We start from the raw sequence: 22,054 nt of genomic DNA, 5'->3' as shown, positions 1-22,054 counted from the left end.
AGCAAAAAGCCGCCCTAACCCCCGGCTAGCCCTCTAGAAAGCCCATCAGCACCGCCACGGTGCGCGCGGGGTCCTCTTCTTGGGGCACATGACCCAGGTCGTCGAACAGCACCAGACGGCTGCCCTTGATGTCGCGCTTGAAGCGTTCGGCATTGACCGGCGGAATCAACTCATCACGGCCACCCCAGATAATCAGCGTCGGCACCTTGAGTTCGGCGATACGGGTGTAACTCTGCCCCGCTTCGGCCTGGATAAACCGCTGACGCAAGGCTTCGCGATTGCCGGCGCGCAGGGTCAGTTCGTAGTAGCGGTCGATCAGTTCATCGTTGACCTTATCCGGGTCGCCATAGACGTTGCGGATGCTTGCCTCAATCATTGAGCGCGGCAGCAGGTTAGCCATCAACGGCGCCAGTGCAGGAATCTGCGCCAGACGAAAACCGATGGGCATGGAGGTGGCGTTGCGCGGGTAACCGGCGGCATCCACCAACACCAGCCGCTCGACGCGCTGCGGCTGATCCAGGGCAAACTGCCAGGCCAGCTGTCCGCCAAAACTGTTGCCCGCCAGCACTGCGCGCGGCACCTGCAACTGATCCAGCACATGACCGAGGAAGGCGCTGTAGTGGGCCATGCGGTAATCACCACCGGGGAATGGCCCGGTCAGGCCGAAGCCTGGTAGATCGAGGCTGATCACCCGACGCTTGTCCTGCAGCGCCGCCACCCAGCCTTCCCAGGTATGCAGGCTGGCCGAGGTGCCGTGCAGCATCACAATCGGCGTGGGATCATCCCGTGGGCCCTGGTCGCGCAGGTGCACCAACATGCCGTCGATGGCCACAAACTGCGACGGCGGCAAAGCCCAGCGCGGCTTGAGGTCCGCCACGGGGCGATCCGGCGCCCAATTCCAGGCGACCGCAGCGGCCAGACTGATAAGTATCAGCAACACAACGGATACGGCGATCTGTACGGCACGCTTCATGGTCGACACCTGAGGACGGGGCACTGGCAATACTAGCCAACGAGGCGCAGCTTGCCTGTGACCGTCGTGCAGCAAGCTTTTGTAGGAGCGGCCCATGGCCGCGATAAGGGCTTCGCAGGCATGGCCCGCTCCTACAGGCTGCTCATTTAAAAGACGAAAAAAAGCCCCGATGTGCCGGGGCTTGAGGAGTGTTGCGCCGTTTTGCGGCGCACACGATAAAACGGGTATTTAGAACCTGTTTCGGATCTCGCGAGCTAGAGCGAGCCTGTTTTTAACGCCGTATCGCCGACGCGCAGCAGATTCGAGATAGGTTCTTAGACCAGGCTGGTCAGGGCATCACGGCTAAACGGCAGAATGTCCTGCTCGCGGCCATCGCGTACTTTTACCGCCCAATCCGGGTCAACCAACAGCGCGCGGCCTACGGCAACCAGGTCGAACTCCTGCTTGTTCAGGCGCTCCAGCAGGTTTTCCAGGCTGGCCGGCTGGGCCACTTTGTCGGTGTTGACCATAAACTGGAGGAACTCGCCATCCAGGCCGACGCTGCCAACGGTGATGGTTGGTTTGCCGGTGAGCTTGCGCGTCCAGCCCGCCAGGTTCAGCTCAGAACCGTCGAACTCCGGCTCCCAGAAGCGGCGCGTCGAGCAGTGGAAGATGTCCACGCCAGCATCGCTCAGCGGCTTGAGGAACGCCCCAAGCTCTTCCGGGGTTTGCACCAGGCGTGCGGTGTAGTCCTGCTGCTTCCACTGCGAGAAGCGGAAGATGATCGGGAATTCCGGGCCGACTGCGGCGCGTACAGCCTGGATCAGCTCAATGGCAAAGCGCGAGCGCTGCGCCAGGTCACCGCCGTATTCGTCAGTGCGCTGGTTGCTGCCGGCCCAGAAGAACTGATCAACCAGATAGCCGTGGGCACCATGGATTTCCACGCCGTCCATGCCAATGGCTTTAGCATCCTTGGCGGCTTGGGCGAAGGCGGCGATCACTTCCTTGATGTCGTCCTGGGTCATGCCGTGCACAACCACGTTGCCTTCTTTAATCTTCTCGCTCGGGCCGTAGCCTGGGACGCTGGCGTCCGGCTCGGTGCCCAACTTGCGCACATTGCCCACGTGCCAGAGCTGCGGAACGATCTTGCCGCCTTCGGCGTGTACCGCTTCGACCACTTTCTTCCAGCCAGCCAGGGCGTCTTCACCATAAAAACGCGGCACATTCGGATAACCGTTGGCGGCCTTGTGGCCAACGGTGGTGCCTTCGGTGACGATCAGGCCAACACCGGCAGCGGCGCGGCGGCGGTAATACTCGATAACCTTGCTGTTGGGCACGCCACCTGGGGAGAAGGAACGGGTCATCGGCGCCATGACCACACGGGTCGGCAGCTCCAGGTTGCCCAGGGTAAAGGGTTGGAACAGCGCTTTAACGGGATCGGTCATCATCATTCCTCGGGGCGGCCAGAGCGCCGCAACTGGTTAAAGGGAGCTTGGGATCAGGCCTGCAACAGCAGCTGCAGACGGTGGATAAAGTCAGTCAGGGCGCGAGTGTTGTTCGCCACCTTGAGCCGGGTCAGCGCGCCTTGCCAGGCGTTGGCGATAAAGCTCGCCAGGTTGCGGCAATCTTCATCGGCCGGCAGTTCACCCGCCGCCTGCGCCTGTTCCAGGCAGGCCTGCAAAATGTCCGCTGATGTTTGCAGAATCGCATCAACCTGGGCGCCCAGCGTCGGCGACAGCTCGGCCATCTCGAAGCTCAGGCTGCCAATAAAGCAGTGGTATTCCAGACGCTCCTGGCGAGCGAAGTGCTCCACCAGCTCAGCGTAATAACCGAGGATGCGCTCACGCGGGCTGAGCGCCGGATTGCTCAAGGCTTCGGCATAACGCGCCAGGCGTGGTTGATAGACCTGCTGCAAGGCCTGCAGGGCGAAGTCTTCCTTGCTGGCGAAGTAGTGATAGAAGGAGCCTTTCGGCACCCCCGCGGCCTGGACGATTTCCTGCACACCGGCACCGTGATAACCGCGACGGGTCATCACCTCGGCGCCCCTGGCGAGGATCAGGTCACGCTTGTCGAGTCGAATGCTGGAGTTCATGCCGGCAAGAATATGACCGGTCGTCTCGCCCCGCCCAGCACTATTGATTTGCGTGATTATCAGCAAGAAGCACAGCGGGTTTTAGAAACGACAAAGCCGCGAACAGGTCGCGGCTTTGTGGGCAGGCGTGAGCCTTGGTCAGCGTTGTGCGCGCTGACTCGATGTCAGCCGCGCGCGGCCTTGATCACGTCGATGTAAGGCTCGGCAAAGCGTTGATCCTGGATCAGCGCGATAAAGTCATTGCCCTGGGCATCCTTGGCGTTCAGGTCGTAGCCGGCAGCAACGAAGAAGCCGACAAAGCGCTCGAAGTCATCGATACGCAGGCCGCGGTAGGCCTTGACCAGCTTGTGCAGCGACGGCGGCGTGGCATCGGCCGGTTCCACACTGAGGAACAGCTTGATCGGCTCGTCACCAATCTCTTCGCCAATCACCTGTTTCTTGTCTTTACGCATCACTCACTCCAGCTAACCAGGCCACACGGGGGCGGCAGTGTAACTCCGGGGTGGGCAAGGGCTCAACGGATGCGCGGCAACCGTACCGTGTAACACGCGAGGAGGCTGGCGCACAGCCGACTTAGGTCAACACAGCCCACCGTACTCAAACCCTATACTGCGCCTACCGAGTTGGGAGTCATTATGTCGCTGCCCTTACCGCCGCTGTTCTCCGCCTGGCGCCAGACCCTGCGCGCTGGCTACGGTTGGAAAAACCTGCGCAGCGATCTAAGCGCCGGGTTAACGGTGGGAATCATCGCCATTCCGCTGGCCATGGCCCTGGCGATTGCCGTCGGCGTGGCGCCGCAGCACGGCCTGTATACGGTGCTGGTCGCCGGTACGTTGATCGCCTTGTTTGGCGGCTCGCGCTTTAACGTCTCCGGGCCGACCGCCGCCTTTGTGGTGATTCTGTTACCGGTCACCCAGCAATTCGGCCTCGGCGGCCTGCTGCTGTGCACCCTGCTGGCCGGGCTGATTCTGATTGCGCTCGGCCTGATGCGCGCCGGCCGCTTGATCGAATTTATCCCCTACCCGGTCACCCTGGGCTTTACCGCCGGTATCGGCATCGTCATCGCCACCTTGCAAATCAAGGATTTGCTTGGCCTGCAACTAATTAGCCAGCCAAATCACTATCTGGACCAGCTCAACGGCCTGCTGCACGCCCTGCCCAGCCTGAAACTGGGCGACAGCCTGGTGGCGTTGGTATGCCTGGCGACTCTACTGATCTGGCCGCGCTGGGTGCCGAAAATACCCGGTCATCTGGTCGCATTGACCATCGGCGCGCTGCTCGGACTGCTACTGGAAAGCCTGCAGATTCCGGTGGCCACTCTGGGTGAGCGCTTCAGCTACAGCCTGAATGGGGTTGAGCACCCGGGTATTCCGCCGTTTCTGCCAAGCCTGGTTTGGCCCTGGCAGCTGCCCGGTGCCGATGGTAAGCCGCTGGTGGTGAGTTTCGAGCTGCTGCGCCAACTACTCGCCCCGGCGTTTGCCATTGCCATGCTCGGGGCCATCGAATCGCTGCTCTGCGCGGTGGTCGCCGATGGCATGACCGGCAGCAAACACGACCCCAATGGCGAACTGATTGGCCAGGGCATCGGCAATCTGGTCGCGCCCTTCTTTGGCGGCATCACCGCCACCGCGGCGATTGCCCGCAGCGCCGCCAACGTGCGTGCGGGGGCCTACTCGCCACTGGCGGCGATTACCCACGCGGCGGTGGTGCTGATCGCCATCCTGTTTCTTGCGCCCTTGTTCAGCTACCTGCCGATGGCCGCGCTGGCGGCTTTGCTGCTGGTGGTGGCATGGAACATGAGCGAGCCTCGGCATGTGCGCCACACCCTGCGCATCGCCCCGCGCAGCGATGTGCTGGTGCTGCTGACCTGCCTGATCCTCACCGTGCTGTTCGATATGGTGCTGGCGGTAGGCGTTGGCTTGCTGCTGGCAGCCGGGCTGTTTATCAAGCGCATGAGCGACCTGACCGACACTGCGCCACTGCCCAAGCACTTTCACCAGGCGCTTAATGACCTGCCCGAACACGTGCTGGCCTACGCCATTCGCGGGCCGCTGTTCTTCGGTGCTGCAGAAAAAGCCCTGAGCGTACTCAGGCGCTTTACCCCAGGGGTGAAGGTGGTGATCGTCGATATCAGCGCCGTACCGCTGCTAGATATGACCGCGATTGCCGCGCTGGACAACGTGCTGCGCGACTACCGCGAGCAGCAGGTCGCCCTGGTGCTCAGCGGGCCCACGCCCCAGGTGCGCCTGCAATTACGCCGTGCCGGCATCGTGCGCGTCGAGGGTGAGCTGGCGTATGTACGCGATCTGGCCCAAGCCAAAGAGAAAGCGTTGCGCTGGCTAGCGCCCAAGAACGATGGGGAATAAACGAACTAAGTGAATTGTGCGCGCATCCAGGCCTGGTACTCGGCAACACCAGGCTCACCCTCACGCGGCGCCCAACTGGCTTGTTCGCCTTCCCCCACAGGTTTGTAGGGCCCGGCTTTGCATTCAAACAGAATGCTGTCGGCTTCCAGCACCACCAGAGCGTGAAATACACCAGGCGGCAGATCAACGCCGACACACTCACCAGCGGCCTGCAGTACGCGCTTATCCAGCACTTCACCGGCGTCATTGAAAATCAGCAGGCCCAGGCGGCCTTTGAGTACCAGCAGCGCTTCGGCTTTATCCGCCGAGAGATGACGGTGCGGCGGGATATAGGTGTCCGGCTGCAGTCCGACAGCCATGCGATGACAAGGCTCCTCCATCTGGTGGAAGTTATGGTGCTGGCGTTGCCGTGGGCTGGCCGCCGCTTGCTCGGCCAGTGCACCGAACAGGGTCTGATCAAGAAAGCGCGGCCCAGTCATACGTTTTACAACCCTTTAACTGCGTAGATACCCGGCGCATTGCGCCAGTAGCCTTTGTAGTCCATGCCATAGCCAAACACATAGCGATCAACGCAGGACATGCCGACGTAATCGGCTTTGAGGTCCGGGCGTGCTTTGCGGTCGTGGGTTTTATCTACCAGCACGGCGATGCGCACGTTCTTGGCGCCGGCGTGACGGCAGAAGTCGATGATTGCACCGAGGGTGTGCCCTTCATCGAGGATGTCGTCGATGATAAGCACGTCGCGGTCGATAAAGGAGATTTCCGGCTTGGCCTTCCAGAACAGCTCGCCACCGCTGGTTTCATTGCGGTAGCGGGTGGCGTGCAGGTAGGACAACTCCAGCGGGAAGTTGAGCTTGGGCAGCAGCTTGCCGGAAAAGATCAGCCCACCGTTCATCACGCAGAACACCACGGGGTTGCTGTCGGCCATATCGCTGTTAATGGCGGCTGCCATAGTGTCGATGGCCACCTCAACCTCGGCATTGCTGTGCAGGCAATCGGCTTCGGCCATGACTTGGCGGATATGCGCGAGATCGACGGACATGCTGTTTCCTCTTGGGAGCGGGACGCCCGAACCAGAAAGTTGATCGATGCGTCAAAATAAAAGCCGGCAAAGGTACGCATCTGCGTCATGCAGAGCAAGCCCCGGCAGACCAACTGCGGCAATTACCCGCAAGCCACGACACGTTAGGCGCTATTTAGCGACATTAGGCCATCTTGGCTCAGCACTTGGCATAGCCAATGCTTTAATCTAGGCCAGTTTTTTACCCGTCCTGCCGGAGACCCCGCCATGCCCATCCTCGAGATCCGCCACCCGCTGATCCGTCACAAACTCGGCCTGATGCGCCGCGCCGATATCAGCACGAAGAATTTTCGGGAGCTGGCTCAGGAAGTCGGTGCGCTGCTGACCTATGAAGCGACCAAGGATCTGCCCCTGGAAAACTACGAGATCGAGGGCTGGTGCGGCACCGTGCAGGTTGAAAAAATCTCCGGCAAAAAAATCACTGTGGTGCCGATTCTGCGCGCCGGCATCGGCATGCTCGAAGGCGTGCTTAGCCTAATTCCAGGTGCCAAGGTCAGCGCCGTGGGCGTGGCGCGCAACGAGGAAACCCTGCAAGCGCACACCTACCTGGAAAAACTCGCCTCGGAAATCGACGAGCGCCTGGCCATGATCATCGACCCGATGCTCGCCACCGGCGGCTCGATGGTCGCTACCATCGACCTGCTGAAAAAAGCCGGCTGCAAGGAAATCCGCGCCATGGTCCTGGTGGCTGCACCAGAGGGCATCAAGGTGGTCAACGATGCGCATCCTGACGTGACCATTTACACCGCGTCCATCGATCAGCGTTTGAACGAGCACGGCTACATCATTCCCGGCCTCGGTGATGCCGGCGACAAGATCTTCGGCACCAAACAGAAGGACGCGTAAGCATGCAGGACGAATACAACGATCCACTCTGGCGCCAGGGCATTTCCGGCGCGCAGATGCTGTTTGTGGCTTTTGGCGCCCTGGTGCTGATGCCGTTGATCACAGGTATGGACCCCAACGTAGCGCTATTCACTGCGGGTATCGGCACCCTGCTGTTCCAACTGGTGACCGGGCGCCAAGTGCCGGTTTTTCTGGCCTCGAGCTTTGCCTTTATCGCCCCGATTCTCGCCGCCAAAGGCGAGTTCGGCCTGCCGGCCGTGCTCGGCGGCATCGTCGCATCGGGCCTGGTGTATATCCTGCTCAGCGCCGTGGTACGGGTTAAGGGCGCGGGCTTTATCGACCGTCTGTTGCCGCCGGTAGTCATCGCGCCGGTGATCATTTCCATCGGCCTGGCCCTGTCGCCAGTAGCGGTGAACATGGCCATGGGCAAGGCCGGTGATGGCAGCGCGCAGCTGGTTCCGTATGAAACCGCCATGCTGATTTCCATGTCGGCGTTGATCACCACCGTACTGGTCGCGGCTATGGGCCGTGGCCTGCTGCGCCTGGTGCCGATCCTCGCGGGGATCATCGTCGGCTGCATCGTCGCGGCGTTCTGCGGGGTGATCGACACCAGCAATATCGCGGCCGCACCCTGGCTGGCGATTCCGGCATTCGTGACGCCTGAGCTGCACTGGGGCGCGATCTTGTACATCGTTCCGGTGGCCTTGGCACCGGCCATCGAGCATATCGGCGGCGTAGTGGCGATCGGCAGCGTGACCGGCAAGAACTTTATCAAGAAGCCCGGCCTGCACCGCACCCTGCTCGGCGACGGCCTGGCCACCTCGGCCGCTGGCCTGTTCGGCGGCCCACCGAATACCACCTATGCGGAAGTGACCGGCGCGGTGATGCTGACCAAGAACTACAACCCGAAGATCATGACCTGGGCAGCCTGCTTCGCCATTGCCCTGGCCTTTGTCGGCAAATTCGGCACCGCGTTGCAAAGCATTCCGGTACCGGTGATGGGCGGCATTCTCTGCCTGCTGTTCGGCTCCATCGCGGTGGTGGGCCTGAATACCCTGATCCGCCATCAGGTCGACCTGTCCGAAGCGCGCAACCTGATCATCGTGTCGGTGACCCTGGTGTTCGGCATCGGCGGCATGGTGATTGGCAACACAGACTTTGCCCTCTCCGGCATTTCCCTGTGCGCCATCTGCGCCCTGGTACTCAACCTGGTACTGCCCGGCGGCCAAGGCTGGCGCAGTAAAACCGTGCTGGAAGAGCCGGACCTGTAAACCGCGCCCAATAAAAAGCCCCGCATCTGTGGGGCTTTTTTATGCCAGCTGACAAGATTTAAGCCGGGTTGGCCGACCATCCCTGCAGCCGCACCACACTCTCGCGATAGGGTTTGAGCCCCATGCTCAACAGCACGATGGAGCTGAATACCGCCAGCGCGGTAACAATCAGCAGCGAATAACGCAGCGCGTTGTCATCGGCAAACACATAGTCGGTCACCAAGGCCACCGCCGTCGGGCCGATGCCCAGGCCGATCAAGGTGATGACAAACAGGTAGATTGCCGAGGCCTGGCCACGCATCGAGTTGGGCATGATTTCCTGGATGGCCGCCGGCGCCACACCAAACGGCATACTCAGGAAGAACACCGTTGGCGCCATCAGCACCGCAGCCCACAACGCGCTGTCCATCAGCGGGAAGGATAGGACGCAGGGCACTGCCCCCAACGCCGCATACAGACCAACACGCATATTGGCATCGCTGCTGCCGCGCTTGGCCATCCAGTCTGCCAGGCGCCCCCCGAAGACGATACCCAGGCAACCGAACACCGCCACGATGCTGCCATAGACGATGCCGACCTGACCGGCGTCCCAGCCATAGGTGCGAATAAAGAATGTCGGTACCCAGGCCGCGCTGCCGTAACCGGCAAACGCCAGGCCGGCAAAGCCGAAGTTATGGCATAGCACCGTACGCCGATTGGATCGGATATAGCGACCGACATCCGCCAGCGGCACCGCAACACCCGCACCCACGCCACGCCGTGCAGGCTCCTTGACTGCCAGCATCAGCAGGGTGAACAACACCCCGGCCGCACCGAGAATCAAAAAGATCAGCTGCCACGGGCGTACTTCACCGAATACCGGCAGCACCACATCGCCCTGCGCCGAGGCAAACTGAATCACCAGGCCGCCGAGCAGAAAGGCCAGTCCGGAGCCGAGGTAAACCCCCATGGAATACACGCTGATCGCGGTAGCACGGCGCTCGGGCGGAAAGCTGTCGGCAATCAGCGAGTAGGCCGCAGGCGACAGCGCCGCCTCACCGACACCGACGCCGATGCGGCAGATCAGGAACTGCCAATACAGCTTGGCCATGCCGCAGGCGGCAGTGGCCGCACTCCAGAACAGCACGCCGATAGCGATCAGCCCACGACGACTCTTGGTGTCGGCCAAACGGCCCAAAGGAATCCCACAGACGGTGTAGAACAGCGCAAAGGACAAACCCATCAGCAGGCTCATCTGCGTGTCGCTGATCATCAGGTCGCGGCGGATCGGGCCAACCAACAGGTTGAGAATCTGCCGATCGATAAACGACAGCACATACGCCACCATCAGGATGGCGACAGTCACCCAGGCGCGGGTGGAAGAGGGATAGCCGTTATTGTTGTTGGGCACTGGCAGTCTCCTCGGCACCGTTGGTGCGGTGCACGACGGTTGAAAGAGCTGCCAGCTTAGGCCGATATACAGGGCGATGAGTATCGCCCGGAGGTGTTATCAGTGCGGCGAATGCGCTGCATCCCTTCGAGCGAATGACAGCCGCGCCGTATTCGCTTACAGCATCAGCGGAGCACGCTCGCTGAGGGTCTTTAGCGCCGCCACCCAGCTGGGATGATCATTCAGACACGGCACCAGCTGCAGGCTCTCGCCGCCGGCTTCGACAAACTGCTCGCGGCCACGGTCGCCGATCTCCTCCAGGGTTTCGATGCAGTCGGCGACAAAGGCCGGGCACATCACCAGCAACTTCTTCACGCCCTGTTTGGCCAGCTCGTCGAGACGCGCTTCGGTATAGGGCTCGATCCACTTGGCCCGGCCCAGACGCGACTGGAACGACACCGACCACTGCTCGGGCTTGAGTCCCATGCGCTGGGCGAACAGCTCGGCGCTGCGCAGGCACTGGGCGCGGTAACAGCTGGCGAGCACCTCTGGCGAGGCGCTACGGCAGCAATCCGCGCCTTTCAGGCAATGACCACTGGGGTCGAGCTTGTGCAGGTGCCGCTCCGGCAGGCCGTGGAAACTCAGCAGCAGATGGTCAAACTCCTGCTCAAGATAAGGCTTGGCGCTGTCGACCAAGGCATCCAGGTATTCCGGCTGATCGTAGAACGGCGGCAGGATGGAAAAGCGGATCGGCAGCTGCTGCTCACGCACCACGCGCCTGGCTTCTTCGATCGCCGTGGTGGTGGTGCTGTCGGCAAACTGCGGGTACAGCGGCGCCAGGGTGACCTTCTTGATGCCCTGCTCGGCCAGGCGGGTCAGCACGGTTTGCAGCGACGGCTCGCCATAGCGCATCGCCAGTTCCACCGGGCCATGGGTCCAGGACGCCTTCATCGCCTGATGCAGACGCTTACTCAGCACCACCAGCGGCGAGCCTTCATCCCACCAGATCGAGGCATAGGCATGCGCCGAGGCCGCCGGGCGCTTGATCAGAATCAGCGAAACCAGCAGACGCCGCAGCGGCCAGGGCAAGTCGATGACGTAGGGATCCATCAGGAACTGATTGAGGTAACGGCGCACATCGGCCACGTCAGTGGAGGCCGGCGAGCCCAGGTTTACCAACAGCAAGGCGTGATCGGTCATGCAAAGTCCTAGTCAGTGGTGGCCGAGCAAATCTGCCAGGGCCACATCCAAATGAGTAAAACGAAAACTGAAACCCACCTCCTGCAAGCGCGTTGGCATCGCGCGCTGGCCACCGAGCAGCAGCACCGACAGCTCCCCCAGCAGCACGCGCAGGGCAAACGCCGGGGCCGGCATAAAGGCCGGACGATGCAGTTCACGGCCCAGGGCCTGACTGAAGGCGCGGTTACGCTCAGGCGTCGGCGCGCAGGCATTATAAGGACCGCGCGCGGAGTCCTGCTGCAGGAGAAAATCAATCAGGGCGATTTGATCGGCCAGATGAATCCACGGCATCCACTGCCTACCATTGCCCAGCGGGCCGCCCAAGCCGAGTTTGAACGGCAGCAACAGACGTTTGAGCAACCCGCCGTCACTTGCCAGCACCAGCCCGGTGCGCAGCAGCACCACACGAATGCCCAGCTCTTCGGCGCGCAGGGCAGTTTCTTCCCAGGCGCCACACAACTGCGCGGCGAAATCCTCACTCACCGGCGGCGAATCTTCATGCAACTCGCGCTCGCCACCGTCGCCATACCAGCCCACTGCCGAACCGGACAACAACACCTGCGGCTTGTGCGCACGGCTCTCCAGCCAGGCCAGCAATTGCTCGGTCAGACCAATCCGGCTGACCCACAGCAACGCCTTACGCTTGCGCGTCCAGGGGCGGTCGGCAATCGGCGCTCCGGCCAGATTGACCACAGCATCCAGCGCTTCTTCACCCAGTTCATCAAGCTGGCCAATACCACGCACTGCGGCCCCGCATAGGGCGCCTACCTGTTCGGGGCGGCGACTCCACACCGTCAGCTGATGGCCTTGCTGCAGCCAGTGCCGACACAACGCCCGACCGATCAAGCCGGTTCCGCCCGTCAGAAGAATGTGCATTCGCTTGCCCTCGCATGGCCTTTGCATAATTCACGACCGTCGACTGATTTATGCCTGTTTGTGGCTTCAATCCGGCTGCAGGTTGTCTTAACTATAGAAAGGCAGGATCGACTCCGGCATAGCTTATACACAAAAACGATATTGTATAGCTTTTGTCTAAAGCGTAGCCTAACGCTTGAAAACACGAGGTAGACCATGACTGCTCTTCACCCCATCGCCATCATCGGCACCGGCATCGCCGGGCTGTCTGCCGCGCAGGCGCTGCATGCCGCCGGGCACCCCTTACAACTGTTCGACAAGAGCCGCGGCAGCGGTGGCCGTATGGCCAGTAAGCGTAGCGATGCCGGCGCACTGGACTTGGGCGCGCAGTACTTCACCGCCCGCGACCGCCGCTTTGTCGAGGTGGTGCAGCAGTGGCAAGCGCGTGGCTGGGTCGCCGAATGGACCCCCAGCCTCTACAACTTCAGTAACGGCCAGCTCAGCGCCTCGCCGGATGAGCAAGTGCGCTGGGTCGGCAGCCCGCGCATGAGTGCGATCACTCGCGCCATGCTCGGCGCATTACCGGTGGCCTTTTCTTGCCGCATTACCGAAGTGTTTCGCGGCGAGCAGCACTGGCACCTGCAGGATGCCGAAGGCAACAGCCACGGCCCGTTCAGCCATGTGATCGTCGCAACCCCGGCGCCGCAAGCCACAGCACTGCTCTCCAGCGCCCCCAAGCTGGCCGGCGCGGCAGCAAGCGTGGCCATGGACCCGACCTGGGCCGTCGCCCTGGCCTTCAACAGCCCGCTGGAAACCCGCGTGGAAGGCTGTTTTGTACAGGACAGTCCGCTCGACTGGCTGGCACGTAATCGCAGCAAACCCGGCCGCGACACCCTGCTCGACACCTGGGTGCTGCACGCCAGCAGCCAGTGGACCAAACAGCACTTGGATATGCCCAAGGAAGCGGTGATCGAACACCTTCTAGGTGCCTTCGCCGAACTGATCGGCTGCGCTGTGCCGGCCCCGGCTTTCAGCCTGGCGCACCGCTGGCTTTACGCCCGCCCCGCCAGCGCGCACCAATGGGGTGTGTTGGCCGATGCCGACCTGGGCATCTATGCCTGCGGCGACTGGTGCCTGTCCGGTCGTGTCGAAGGCGCCTGGCTCAGCGGCCAGGAAGCAGCGCGCCGTCTGCTTGAGCATTTGCAATGACGGATCAGGTTCGCAAAACCCTAGGCAAGCATCGACTTAATCCGCGCAAGCTGCTGCTATCGAAATGGACAGCAGTGCAGCCGCAGAATCGTGAAAAGCATTTTCTCGTTACCGAACTGTTCTGCGACGAAGACGGCACGGTGCTGCAGATCGAACTGCAGGCCGTGCTCAATCAGCGTTGCCAACGCCTGGACTGGCGTGTACTGGAAGATGCTGAGCACTGGCGCATGGGCTGGACGTAACAGGCCCACACACAAAACCATACAGTAGTTGTACAAAAATATTGACTTGTACAATTACAAACCTATGATGAACTCAAGTTGTACATCCACCAGGATATGTACAAGTCGTACATCAGAGGTTGCCCATGAGCCCACCCGAAAACGCCGCCGGTAAGCCCAAACTGGGTATCAGTGCCTGCCTGCTGGGCAATGAGGTTCGCTACAACGGCGGACACAAGGAATCGCGCCTGTGCAGCCGCATTCTTAGCGAGTATTTCGACTTCGCTCCGGTATGCCCGGAAGTCGCGATTGGTATGGGCACGCCACGTGAACCAATCCGCCTAGTTGGCGATCCGCAAGCGCCACGCGCCGTCGGCACGGTCAACCGTAGCGTGGACGTCACCGCACCGCTGGCCGAGTACGGCGAGCACATGGCTGCTGAGCTGACCGATATCTGCGGCTACATCTTTATGCAGCAGTCGCCGTCCTGCGGCCTGCACCGGGTCAAGGTCTACCAGGACAACGGCCGCCCCAGTGAGCCGGGGCGCGGCATCTTTGCTGAGGCCTTCTGCGCCCGCCATCCCAACCTGCCGGTGGAAGAAGATGGCCGCCTGAATGACCCAATCCTGCGCGAAAATTTTATCACCCGCGTATTCGCCTATTCGCAGTGGCAACAGCTGCTGCGTGATGGCCTGACGCGCAAAAGCCTGATCGACTTCCACTCGCGCTACAAATACCTGCTGATGGCCACCAACCCCATGCAGTACAAGCTGCTCGGGCGCATGCTCGGCAACCTCGGTCAGCACGACATCAACGAACTGGCGCCGCGCTATTTCAGCGAGCTGATGAGTGCGCTGAAAAGCTGCGCCACCCGCCGCACCCACAGCAACGTGCTGCAGCACCTCAGCGGCTACCTCAAGCAATCGCTGAGCAGCGAAGAGAAACAGGAAATGCAGCAACTGATCGGCCAGTACCGCCATGGCGTGGTGCCGCTGGTGGTGCCCATGACCCTGCTCAAACATCACTTCCGCCGCCACCCGGACACCTACATTGCGCAGCAGGTCTATCTGCAGCCGCACCCGGAAAACCTCAGCCTGCGTAACGCCCTATGAACCTGGAGCCGATCAGCGTAGGGGCGGCCGACGATTACCAAGCGGCGATCGCCCAGGGCTTTATGCCGATCCGCGACGTGGCACGCATCACTGGGGTCAACGCCGTCACCCTGCGCGCCTGGGAACGGCGCTATGGCTTGATCGTGCCGCACCGCACACCCAAGGGCCATCGCTTGTACTCCAATGAACACGTCGCGCGCATCCAGGCGATTCTCACCTGGCTCAATCGCGGTGTGTCGGTCAGTCAGGTCAAGGGGCTGCTGCGCTCTAACCAGCCGGCTTTTGCCGAAGCCAGCTCGCAATGGGAAGCCCGGCGCCAGCAACTGCAGGAGGCCATCTGCAACCTCAATGAGCGGCGCCTGGATGACTGCTTCAACAGCGAACTAGCGCTCTATCCGCCACATACCCTGTGCCAGCAACTGCTCCTGCCGTTGCTTGAGGAATTGGAACTGCGTTGGCGTAACCAGTTCGGCGCACAGGCAGAGCGGGTGTTCTTCTTCTCTTGGCTGCGCAGCAAACTCGGTGCGCGGCTTTACCACAACAATCGCCAATACAACGGTCCGTCGCTGCTGCTGATCAACGTCTCCGACCTGCCGATGGCCCCCGGCCTGTGGCTGACCGCCTGGCTGGCGAGCAGCGCCGGCTGCCCGGTGGAAGTCTTCGACTGGCCACTGCCACCCACAGAACTCGCCCTGGCGGTTGAGCACATTCAACCGCGTGCGGTGCTGCTGTATTCCAGTCAGGCGCTGAACAGTACACACCTGCAGCGCCTGCTCGGTGGCTATGACTGTCCCTGCCTGCTGGTCGGGCAAGTGGTGCAGATTCACGCCGAAGAATTAGTCGACATCACCGCACAGAACGCTGAACTGAGCCTGGCCGCCGATCCATTGGCCGCGCTGCATAACCTTACCGACCTCAACCTGCTGCACAGCTGATGGGAAATACCATGCTGCAACTGATGTGGTTTCGTACCGACCTGCGCGTACAGGACAACAGCGCCCTGGCAGCCGCCATGCGCAGCGGCCCGACCGTGGCGCTGTACCTGCTCAGTCCCGGCCAGTGGTTGGCCCACGATGACGCGCCGAGCAAGGTCGACTTCTGGCTGCGCAACCTCAAAGAACTGGCCACAGAGCTGAGCAAACTCAATGTGCCGCTGCTGGTACGGGAAGCCGATCACTGGAGCGCCGCGCCGCAGGTGATTGGTGAACTGTGCCAGCAGCTGCAGATCAGTAGCGTGCAGGTCAATGAAGAATACGGCGTGCATGAAAGCCGCCGCGACCAGGCCGTGGCGCAAACCCTTGATGGTCTAGGAGTGAATTTTCACAGTCACTTGGATCAGCTGTTCTTCAAGCCCGGCAGCGTGCTGACCAAATCCGGCGGTTACTTTCAGGTCTACAGCCAGTTCCGCAAGGTCTGCTACCAACGCTTGCACAGCGCCCTGCCGGCACTCATAGCCACACCCAAGGCACAGGCGCCGCTGGCGATCCAAGGCGATGCCATTCCTGAACAAGTTGCAGGCTTCGCCCTGCCCGCTGTCGAACTGCGTGAACTGTGGCCAGCCGGTGAAGCTGAGGCGGCGCGGCGTTTGGATGATTTTGCCGCGCAGCAGATCGACTTCTACCAGAGCGCCCGGGATTTTCCCGCACAGCCCGGCACCAGCCAGTTGTCCGCCTACCTGGCCGCCGGGGTGATCTCGCCACGCCAATGCCTGCACGCGGCACTGGCGGTCAACCAAGGTGAGTTCGACAGTGGCAATATCGGCGTGGTCACCTGGATCAACGAGCTGCTCTGGCGCGAGTTCTACAAGCACATCCTGGTGGGCTACCCGCGCGTGTCGATGCACCGCGCCTTCCGCCCAGAAACCGAGGCCGTGGCCTGGCGTGATGCACCGCTGGAGCTGAAAGCCTGGCAACAAGGCCGTACCGGTTTCCCGATTGTCGATGCAGCGATGCGCCAACTGCTGGCCACCGGTTGGATGCACAATCGCCTGCGCATGATCGTGGCGATGTTTCTGACCAAAAACCTGCTGATCGACTGGCGCGAAGGCGAGCGCTTCTTTATGCGTCACCTGATCGATGGCGATCTGGCAGCGAACAACGGCGGCTGGCAGTGGAGTTCGTCGACCGGCACCGATTCGGCGCCGTATTTCCGCATCTTCAACCCGCTTAGCCAGTCACAGAAGTTCGACCCGGACGGGCGCTTTATCCGCCAATGGCTGCCCGAGCTGGTCGGCCTGAACAAGACCAATATTCATAACCCGGCGGCCATGGGCGGCCTGTTCGGCATCGCCGACTACCCCTCGCCGATTGTCGACCTGAGCAAAAGCCGCACACGCGCCCTCGCCGCATTCAAGAGCCTGCCGCACTTTGCCGGCGAGGAGGTGCTGTGAGCGACTTTCTGCGCCAGTTCGCCCAGGATTTTGCCGGGCTGAACAAGGACAACCTCGACCGCCTGGGCCAGCTGTACAGCGACGATGCGTTGTTCTGCGACCCGCTGCACGAAGTGCGTGGCCTGGCCAATATGCAGCGCTATTTCGGCGAAATGTACGCCAACATCAGCGAACTGCGCTTTGACTTCTACGGCTTTGACCAGGTGCGTGATGGCGAAGGCTACCTGCGCTGGACCATGAGCTACCGTCACCCACGCCTGGCAGGCGGGCAACTGATCCGCGTGGAAGGCTGCTCGCACCTGTTGTGGCACAACAAGGTCTATCGTCACCGTGACTATTTCGACGCCGGCAGCCTGCTCTACGAGCACCTGCCCTTACTTGGCTCGGCAATTCGCTGGCTGAAACGGAGGTTGGCATGAACGCGAACGCACGGCGCATCTGGCTCACCGGCGCCAGCAGTGGCATCGGCGCGGCCCTGGCCGAACAACTGCTCGAACAAGGCCATCGCCTGGCCCTCAGCGCCCGCAGCCTTGAGCCGTTACAAGCGTTGGCCAAACGCTACCCACAGCAAGTGCTAGTGGTGGCTGGCGACCTCAGTGATGCCGCGCAAGTGCGCAGCATCGGCGAGCACATTGCCCAGGTCTGGGGCGCGCTGGACTGCGCCATCCTCAATGCCGGCACCTGCGAATACGTTGAAGTACGCAGCTTCGAGGCGGCGATGGTCGAGCGGGTGATGCGCGCCAATCTGCTCTCGGCCAGCTACTGCATCGAAGCCGCGCTGCCCCTGCTGCGCCAGGGCAATCGCCCGCATCTGGTCGGCGTCGGCAGCTCGGTAACCTTTATGCCGCTGCCGCGCGCCGAAGCCTACGGCGCCTCCAAGGCTGCCATGCGCTACCTGCTGGAAGCCCTGCGCATCGACCTGCACGCGGAAAACATTGCCGTCACCCTGGTCAGCCCCGGCTTTGTCGACACCCCACTGACGCAGAAAAACGACTTCCCCATGCCCATGCGCTGGTCGGTGGAAAAAGCCGCCGCCTACATCGCTCAGCGTCTTGATCAGCAGCCCTTTGAAATCGCCTTCCCTGGCGCATTTATTGCCATTCTCAAACTACTCGGGCGCCTGCCCAAAGGCCTGCAGGTTGCCCTCGGCGCCCGCATGGCCCGCACCGAAGCCAAGACCTAAGGACAGCCCATGAAAATTGCCATTATCGGCAGCGGCATTGCCGGCCTCACCAGCGCTTACCTGCTCAACCGCCGTCACGACATCACGGTGTTTGAGGCCAGCGACTGGATCGGCGGTCACACCCACACCGTTGATGTTGAGGTGAAGGGGCAGCGGTATGCCGTGGACACAGGCTTTATCGTGTTCAACGACTGGACCTACCCGAACTTTATCCGCCTGCTCAGCCAGCTGGGGGTGGGCTTCAAGGACACCCAGATGAGCTTCTCGGTCAGCGATCCGCTAAGCGGCGTGGAATACAACGGGCATAACCTCAACACCCTGTTTGCCCAGCGCCGCAACCTGGTATCGCCGAAATTCATCGGCATGGTGCGCGACATTCTGCGTTTCAACCGCGAGGCCCTGCAGGACCTCAACAACCAGCGCATCGACGCCGACATGACCCTGGGCGATTACCTCAAGGCCAATGGTTACAGCGAGCGCTTTATCCAGCATTACATCGTGCCCATGGGCGCGGCGATCTGGTCGATGTCACTGAATGACATGCTCGGCTTCCCGCTGCAGTTCTTTGTGCGCTTCTTCAAGAACCACGGCCTGCTGTCAGTCAGTGATCGTCCGCAGTGGTGCGTGATCGAAGGCGGCTCCAGCAGCTATGTGGCGCCGTTGACTGAATCGTTCAAGCAACACATCCGCCTGAACTGTGCCGTGACCCGGGTTGAACGCGATGGCGACGGTGTGACCCTGCACAGCGCGGCCGGTAGCGAGCGCTTCGACAAGGTGGTGTTCGCCTGCCACAGCGACCAGGCCCTGGCGTTGCTGGCCGCGCCGACCTCAACCGAACAGGCCATCCTCGGCGCGCTGCCCTATGCCGATAACGATGTGGTGCTGCACACCGACACCCGCCTGCTGCCAAAACGGCCACTGGCCTGGGCCAGCTGGAACTATCGTCTCGGCGGCCCGGTGGATCAGCCGGCAGCCGTCACCTATGACATGAATATCCTGCAGGGCATCCAGAGCGATACGACTTTCTGCGTCAGCCTGAACCAGACCGCCGCCATCGACCCAAGCAAGATCCTGGCGCGCTACACCTATGCCCACCCGCAATACAGCCTGGCCGGCATGGCTGCGCAGGCGCGCTGGGAAGAATTGCTGGGGGCCAACCACAGCTACTTCTGCGGCGCCTACTGGGCCAATGGCTTCCATGAAGATGGCGTGGTCAGCGCGCTGCGCGTGGCCCGTGAATTCGGTGAGGCGCTGTAGTGAACAGCCCAACGGCACTGAACAGCGCCCTCTACAGCGGCTGGGTGCAGCACCGGCGTTTTGCCCCGCGCCTGCACAACTTCCGCTATCGCATGGGCCTGCTCTACCTCGACCTGAGCGAGCAGGACGCCGTGCTCGCGCTATCGCCCCTGGCCGGGCGTGGCCGCTTTGCGCCTTTTGCCTTTCGTGAAACCGATTACCTGCCGCAATTCACCGGTGCCGGCATCAGCCTGATCGATGCCGTACGCCAGCGTGTGACGGAAGCGCTGGGGCGCACGCCACTGGGCCGCATCTGCCTGCTGACCCAGCCGCGCAGCTGGGGGCTGAGTTTCAACCCGGCGAGCTTCTTTTACTGCCATGAAGCCGATGGCCGTCTGGCGGCGATTCTCTGCGAGGTGAGCAATACGCCCTGGCGTGAACGCTATCACTACGTATTACCCGCCGAGGGCGAGGGCCACCTGCACGTCGCGGTGGCCAAAGCCTTTCACGTCTCACCCTTTCTGCCGCGCGAGCTGGAATACCGCATGAGTTTCAGCCCGGCCGGCGAGCGCTTGGGTATTCACATGGCCGACTGGCAGGGCGAGGACAAACTCTTCGACGCCAGCCTCAGCCTGCAACGCACCGCGCTCAACCGCGCCAGCCTGCATCGCTATTTGCTGCAATTTCCCTGGATGACCGGCAAGACCGTGGCCGCCATTTACTGGCAAGCCCTGCGTCTGCTGCTCAAACGTATTCCCCTGTTCACCCATCGGGCCGCTGAAGGTGATTTCCGCGTCGCCCGCCCCGCATCAAAGGACGCCCTCCATGAAAAGCTCTAGCCTGACCTCCGCCAAACATGTGGTGCGTGCCGGCAGCGGCATTGGTGCCAGCCTGCTGCGCCGTGCAGTACTGCGCCAGCTGAAACAGCTGCGCCACGGCCAACTGGTGATCATTGAAGGTGACGAACGCATGGAGTTCGGCGATGCCCACTCCAGCCTCAGCGCCGAGATCCGGGTGCAGGATGGCGCCGTCTGGGGGCTGGTAGCCGGCAACGGCTCAATCGGCTCGGGCGAAGCCTATATCCACGGTTACTGGACCACCCCGGACCTGACGGCGGTGATTCGCGTGTTCGTCAGCAACCTCGACGTGCTCGACGCCATGGAAAGCGGCCTGGCCCAGCTGGGCCGTCCGCTGATTCAGGGCCTGCACTGGCTCAACCGCAACACCCGCAAAGGCTCGCGCAAGAACATCTCTGCCCACTATGACCTGGGCAACGAGCTGTTCGAGCAGTTCCTCGACCCGACCATGATGTACTCGGCGGCGATGTTCCGCAGTGCCGATGACAGCCTGGAACAGGCGCAGCTGAACAAGCTCGAACGCATCTGCCAGAAGCTTGCCCTCAAGCCCAGCGACCACCTGCTGGAGATCGGTACCGGCTGGGGCAGCATGGCGATTTACGCCGCCACCCACTACGGCTGCAAGGTCACCACCACTACCCTGTCGCGCGAGCAGTTCGCCTACACCGAACGACGCATTCAGGAGCAAGGCCTGCAAGGGCAAATCACCCTGCTGTTGGAAGACTACCGCGACCTGGCCGGCCAGTACGACAAGCTGGTGTCGATCGAAATGATCGAGGCAGTGGGTCATCGTTTCCTGCCCACCTACTTCCAGCAATGCGCCAACCTGCTCAAGCCCGACGGCCTGATGCTGCTGCAAGCCATCACCATCCGTGACCAGCGCTACGAGCAGGCGAAAAACGCCGTGGACTTTATCCAGCGCTACATCTTCCCCGGCGGCGCACTGCCATCGGTGAACAAGATGCTGGAAATCATCAGCGCCAAGACCGATATGAACCTGCACCACATGGAAGACTTCGGCCTGCACTACGCCCGCACCCTGCGCATCTGGCACGACAACCTGCGCCACGCGCGGCACAAGCTGGAGCAGCAAGGCTACGACGATTACTTCTTCCGCCTGTGGGAGTTCTACCTGTGCTATTGCGAGGGCGGCTTTATCGAGCGCACCATCGGCACCGCGCAATTGCTGCTGGCGAAGCCGGCCGCTCGTCCTGCTCCGCTACTGGGAAATCTAAATGCCTAAATTGATCGTCAACACCCTGCTATTTCAGCTCGGCTGGTTCGCCTGCGTCTTCGGCGGCGACAGCCTGTGGCTGCTGATTGTCGCAGCGGTACTGGCGGTGCATCTGCTGTGGACCAGCAGCTGGGCGGCGGAAGGTAAGCTGCTGATCACGGTGTTTCTCGCCGGCAGCGCGCTGGACAGCTTTCTACTCAACCTCGGCGTATTCGACTTCGGCGAGCCGCGCACGCTGATCCCGCTGTGGCTGGCCAGCTTGTGGCTGCTGATGGCCACCACGCTCAATCATTGCCTGGCCTGGACCGCGCAACCCTGGTGGCGCGGCAGCCTGCTCGGCGCCATTGGCGCACCACTGTCCTATTACGGCGGCGCGCAGATTGCTGGCGTCGGCCTGCCCTACGGCACCTGGCAAAGCCTGCTGCTGATCGGCGCCATCTGGGCCGCGGTGATGCCCGTGCTACATGGCTTCGCCAAACTCTACCGCAGCCAATACGAACAGAGCCTGCGCGCACGCCAGTCGACTTAGTAGAAAGGCTCGG

The 22,054-nt window shown here is 61.9% G+C and carries 23 protein-coding genes; 14 read left to right on the top strand and 9 right to left on the bottom strand.

The window, feature by feature from the left end:
• Positions 1–25 precede the first annotated feature (25 nt).
• The 4 genes from RHP75_RS05875 to RHP75_RS05860 all read right to left on the bottom strand — a co-directional run bounded on the left by RHP75_RS05875 (position 26) and on the right by RHP75_RS05860 (position 3,496).
• The gene (locus RHP75_RS05875) at positions 26–973 is read right to left on the bottom strand and encodes an alpha/beta hydrolase (RefSeq protein WP_311090899.1); all 948 of its coding nucleotides are present in this window, start codon (positions 971–973) and stop codon (positions 26–28) included.
• Between the two features lie 314 nt (positions 974–1,287).
• Entirely contained in the window at positions 1,288–2,397 is a 1,110-nt protein-coding gene (locus tag RHP75_RS05870) for an NADH:flavin oxidoreductase (RefSeq protein ID WP_160088293.1), read from the bottom strand.
• Positions 2,398–2,450: 53 nt separating this feature from the next.
• Positions 2,451–3,044, bottom strand: a complete 594-nt coding sequence (locus RHP75_RS05865; RefSeq protein ID WP_311090898.1) for a TetR family transcriptional regulator C-terminal domain-containing protein — start codon at positions 3,042–3,044, stop codon at positions 2,451–2,453.
• A 164-nt stretch (positions 3,045–3,208) separates the two neighbouring features.
• Positions 3,209–3,496 carry a PA4642 family protein gene (locus tag RHP75_RS05860; RefSeq protein ID WP_160088297.1) on the bottom strand — a complete coding sequence of 96 codons (288 nt, stop codon included), beginning with the start codon at positions 3,494–3,496 and terminating at the stop codon, positions 3,209–3,211.
• Positions 3,497–3,679: 183 nt separating this feature from the next.
• Here RHP75_RS05860 and dauA point away from each other — a divergent pair, with 183 nt between their 5' ends.
• Positions 3,680–5,410 (top strand): C4-dicarboxylic acid transporter DauA, encoded by a 1,731-nt coding sequence (gene dauA, locus RHP75_RS05855; RefSeq protein ID WP_311090896.1) that lies wholly within the window; start codon positions 3,680–3,682, stop codon positions 5,408–5,410.
• 5 nt (positions 5,411–5,415) lie between these two features.
• Here dauA and RHP75_RS05850 read toward each other — a convergent pair whose 3' ends face one another.
• Both RHP75_RS05850 and RHP75_RS05845 read right to left on the bottom strand, forming a co-directional pair.
• Positions 5,416–5,889: a WbuC family cupin fold metalloprotein gene (locus RHP75_RS05850; RefSeq protein WP_311090895.1), complete on the bottom strand. Its 474-nt coding sequence runs from the start codon at positions 5,887–5,889 to the stop codon at positions 5,416–5,418.
• Between the two features lie 5 nt (positions 5,890–5,894).
• Positions 5,895–6,452: a hypoxanthine-guanine phosphoribosyltransferase gene (locus RHP75_RS05845; protein ID WP_311090894.1), complete on the bottom strand. Its 558-nt coding sequence runs from the start codon at positions 6,450–6,452 to the stop codon at positions 5,895–5,897.
• 246 nt (positions 6,453–6,698) lie between these two features.
• Between RHP75_RS05845 and upp the strand changes: the two genes are divergently transcribed.
• Complete coding sequence (gene upp / locus RHP75_RS05840) at positions 6,699–7,337, top strand: uracil phosphoribosyltransferase (RefSeq protein ID WP_090251496.1); 639 nt, start codon at positions 6,699–6,701, stop codon at positions 7,335–7,337.
• Positions 7,338–7,339: 2 nt separating this feature from the next.
• Positions 7,340–8,608 carry a uracil-xanthine permease family protein gene (locus RHP75_RS05835; protein WP_311090893.1) on the top strand — a complete coding sequence of 423 codons (1,269 nt, stop codon included), beginning with the start codon at positions 7,340–7,342 and terminating at the stop codon, positions 8,606–8,608.
• 58 nt (positions 8,609–8,666) lie between these two features.
• On the opposite strand, the gene RHP75_RS05830 is transcribed toward RHP75_RS05835, so the two are convergent.
• The 3 genes from RHP75_RS05830 to RHP75_RS05820 form a co-directional block, all read right to left on the bottom strand.
• The gene (locus RHP75_RS05830; protein ID WP_311090892.1) at positions 8,667–9,998 is read right to left on the bottom strand and encodes an MFS transporter; all 1,332 of its coding nucleotides are present in this window, start codon (positions 9,996–9,998) and stop codon (positions 8,667–8,669) included.
• 156 nt (positions 9,999–10,154) lie between these two features.
• Positions 10,155–11,177, bottom strand: a complete 1,023-nt coding sequence (hemH, locus tag RHP75_RS05825) for a ferrochelatase (protein ID WP_311090891.1) — start codon at positions 11,175–11,177, stop codon at positions 10,155–10,157.
• Between the two features lie 12 nt (positions 11,178–11,189).
• Positions 11,190–12,092: a TIGR01777 family oxidoreductase gene (locus RHP75_RS05820; protein WP_311090890.1), complete on the bottom strand. Its 903-nt coding sequence runs from the start codon at positions 12,090–12,092 to the stop codon at positions 11,190–11,192.
• A 195-nt stretch (positions 12,093–12,287) separates the two neighbouring features.
• Here RHP75_RS05820 and RHP75_RS05815 point away from each other — a divergent pair, with 195 nt between their 5' ends.
• The 11 genes from RHP75_RS05815 to RHP75_RS05765 all read left to right on the top strand — a co-directional run bounded on the left by RHP75_RS05815 (position 12,288) and on the right by RHP75_RS05765 (position 22,041).
• Positions 12,288–13,280: an NAD(P)/FAD-dependent oxidoreductase gene (locus RHP75_RS05815; RefSeq protein WP_311090889.1), complete on the top strand. Its 993-nt coding sequence runs from the start codon at positions 12,288–12,290 to the stop codon at positions 13,278–13,280.
• On the top strand, positions 13,277–13,522 hold the full coding sequence (locus RHP75_RS05810) for a TIGR02450 family Trp-rich protein (RefSeq protein ID WP_311090888.1): 246 nt from the start codon (positions 13,277–13,279) through the stop codon (positions 13,520–13,522). The genes RHP75_RS05815 and RHP75_RS05810 overlap by 4 nt, the downstream gene beginning before the upstream one ends.
• A gap of 125 nt (positions 13,523–13,647) precedes the next feature.
• On the top strand, positions 13,648–14,613 hold the full coding sequence (locus RHP75_RS05805) for a 2-thiouracil desulfurase family protein (protein ID WP_311090887.1): 966 nt from the start codon (positions 13,648–13,650) through the stop codon (positions 14,611–14,613).
• On the top strand, positions 14,610–15,548 hold the full coding sequence (locus RHP75_RS05800; RefSeq protein WP_311090886.1) for a MerR family transcriptional regulator: 939 nt from the start codon (positions 14,610–14,612) through the stop codon (positions 15,546–15,548). The genes RHP75_RS05805 and RHP75_RS05800 overlap by 4 nt, the downstream gene beginning before the upstream one ends.
• A 14-nt stretch (positions 15,549–15,562) precedes the next feature.
• Positions 15,563–17,002 (top strand): deoxyribodipyrimidine photo-lyase, encoded by a 1,440-nt coding sequence (gene phrB / locus RHP75_RS05795; RefSeq protein ID WP_311091874.1) that lies wholly within the window; start codon positions 15,563–15,565, stop codon positions 17,000–17,002.
• A complete protein-coding gene (locus RHP75_RS05790) occupies positions 16,999–17,421 on the top strand; it encodes a nuclear transport factor 2 family protein (RefSeq protein ID WP_311090885.1) in 423 nt (140 codons plus the stop codon). Before phrB ends, RHP75_RS05790 begins: the two co-directional genes overlap by 4 nt.
• Entirely contained in the window at positions 17,418–18,185 is a 768-nt protein-coding gene (locus RHP75_RS05785) for an SDR family NAD(P)-dependent oxidoreductase (RefSeq protein ID WP_311090884.1), read from the top strand. Before RHP75_RS05790 ends, RHP75_RS05785 begins: the two co-directional genes overlap by 4 nt.
• A gap of 9 nt (positions 18,186–18,194) precedes the next feature.
• Positions 18,195–19,442, top strand: coding sequence for an FAD-dependent oxidoreductase (locus RHP75_RS05780; RefSeq protein WP_311090883.1), 1,248 nt, complete (start codon positions 18,195–18,197; stop codon positions 19,440–19,442).
• 17 nt (positions 19,443–19,459) lie between these two features.
• Positions 19,460–20,260, top strand: coding sequence for a DUF1365 domain-containing protein (locus RHP75_RS05775; RefSeq protein WP_311091872.1), 801 nt, complete (start codon positions 19,460–19,462; stop codon positions 20,258–20,260).
• Entirely contained in the window at positions 20,247–21,521 is a 1,275-nt protein-coding gene (locus tag RHP75_RS05770) for a cyclopropane-fatty-acyl-phospholipid synthase family protein (RefSeq protein WP_311090882.1), read from the top strand. The genes RHP75_RS05775 and RHP75_RS05770 overlap by 14 nt, the downstream gene beginning before the upstream one ends.
• Positions 21,514–22,041 (top strand): DUF2878 domain-containing protein, encoded by a 528-nt coding sequence (locus RHP75_RS05765; protein ID WP_311090881.1) that lies wholly within the window; start codon positions 21,514–21,516, stop codon positions 22,039–22,041. The genes RHP75_RS05770 and RHP75_RS05765 overlap by 8 nt, the downstream gene beginning before the upstream one ends.
• The last annotated feature ends 13 nt before the right edge of the window (positions 22,042–22,054 follow it).

The sequence above is a fragment of the Pseudomonas sp. SG20056 genome, assembly GCF_031764535.1.
GTDB lineage: Bacteria > Pseudomonadota > Gammaproteobacteria > Pseudomonadales > Pseudomonadaceae > Aquipseudomonas.
This window is presented reverse-complemented; position numbering and strand designations above follow the sequence as displayed.

Coding starts and splice junctions, on each gene's coding strand:
- RHP75_RS05875 (WP_311090899.1), bottom strand. CDS start 973: ATGAAGCGTGCCGTACAGATCGCCGTATCCGTTGTGTTGCTGATACTT.
- RHP75_RS05870 (WP_160088293.1), bottom strand. CDS start 2,397: ATGACCGATCCCGTTAAAGCGCTGTTCCAACCCTTTACCCTGGGCAAC.
- RHP75_RS05865 (WP_311090898.1), bottom strand. CDS start 3,044: ATGAACTCCAGCATTCGACTCGACAAGCGTGACCTGATCCTCGCCAGG.
- RHP75_RS05860 (WP_160088297.1), bottom strand. CDS start 3,496: ATGCGTAAAGACAAGAAACAGGTGATTGGCGAAGAGATTGGTGACGAG.
- dauA (WP_311090896.1), top strand. CDS start 3,680: ATGTCGCTGCCCTTACCGCCGCTGTTCTCCGCCTGGCGCCAGACCCTG.
- RHP75_RS05850 (WP_311090895.1), bottom strand. CDS start 5,889: ATGACTGGGCCGCGCTTTCTTGATCAGACCCTGTTCGGTGCACTGGCC.
- RHP75_RS05845 (WP_311090894.1), bottom strand. CDS start 6,452: ATGTCCGTCGATCTCGCGCATATCCGCCAAGTCATGGCCGAAGCCGAT.
- upp (WP_090251496.1), top strand. CDS start 6,699: ATGCCCATCCTCGAGATCCGCCACCCGCTGATCCGTCACAAACTCGGC.
- RHP75_RS05835 (WP_311090893.1), top strand. CDS start 7,340: ATGCAGGACGAATACAACGATCCACTCTGGCGCCAGGGCATTTCCGGC.
- hemH (WP_311090891.1), bottom strand. CDS start 11,177: ATGACCGATCACGCCTTGCTGTTGGTAAACCTGGGCTCGCCGGCCTCC.
- RHP75_RS05820 (WP_311090890.1), bottom strand. CDS start 12,092: ATGCACATTCTTCTGACGGGCGGAACCGGCTTGATCGGTCGGGCGTTG.
- RHP75_RS05815 (WP_311090889.1), top strand. CDS start 12,288: ATGACTGCTCTTCACCCCATCGCCATCATCGGCACCGGCATCGCCGGG.
- RHP75_RS05810 (WP_311090888.1), top strand. CDS start 13,277: ATGACGGATCAGGTTCGCAAAACCCTAGGCAAGCATCGACTTAATCCG.
- RHP75_RS05805 (WP_311090887.1), top strand. CDS start 13,648: ATGAGCCCACCCGAAAACGCCGCCGGTAAGCCCAAACTGGGTATCAGT.
- RHP75_RS05800 (WP_311090886.1), top strand. CDS start 14,610: ATGAACCTGGAGCCGATCAGCGTAGGGGCGGCCGACGATTACCAAGCG.
- RHP75_RS05785 (WP_311090884.1), top strand. CDS start 17,418: ATGAACGCGAACGCACGGCGCATCTGGCTCACCGGCGCCAGCAGTGGC.
- RHP75_RS05780 (WP_311090883.1), top strand. CDS start 18,195: ATGAAAATTGCCATTATCGGCAGCGGCATTGCCGGCCTCACCAGCGCT.
- RHP75_RS05770 (WP_311090882.1), top strand. CDS start 20,247: ATGAAAAGCTCTAGCCTGACCTCCGCCAAACATGTGGTGCGTGCCGGC.
- RHP75_RS05765 (WP_311090881.1), top strand. CDS start 21,514: ATGCCTAAATTGATCGTCAACACCCTGCTATTTCAGCTCGGCTGGTTC.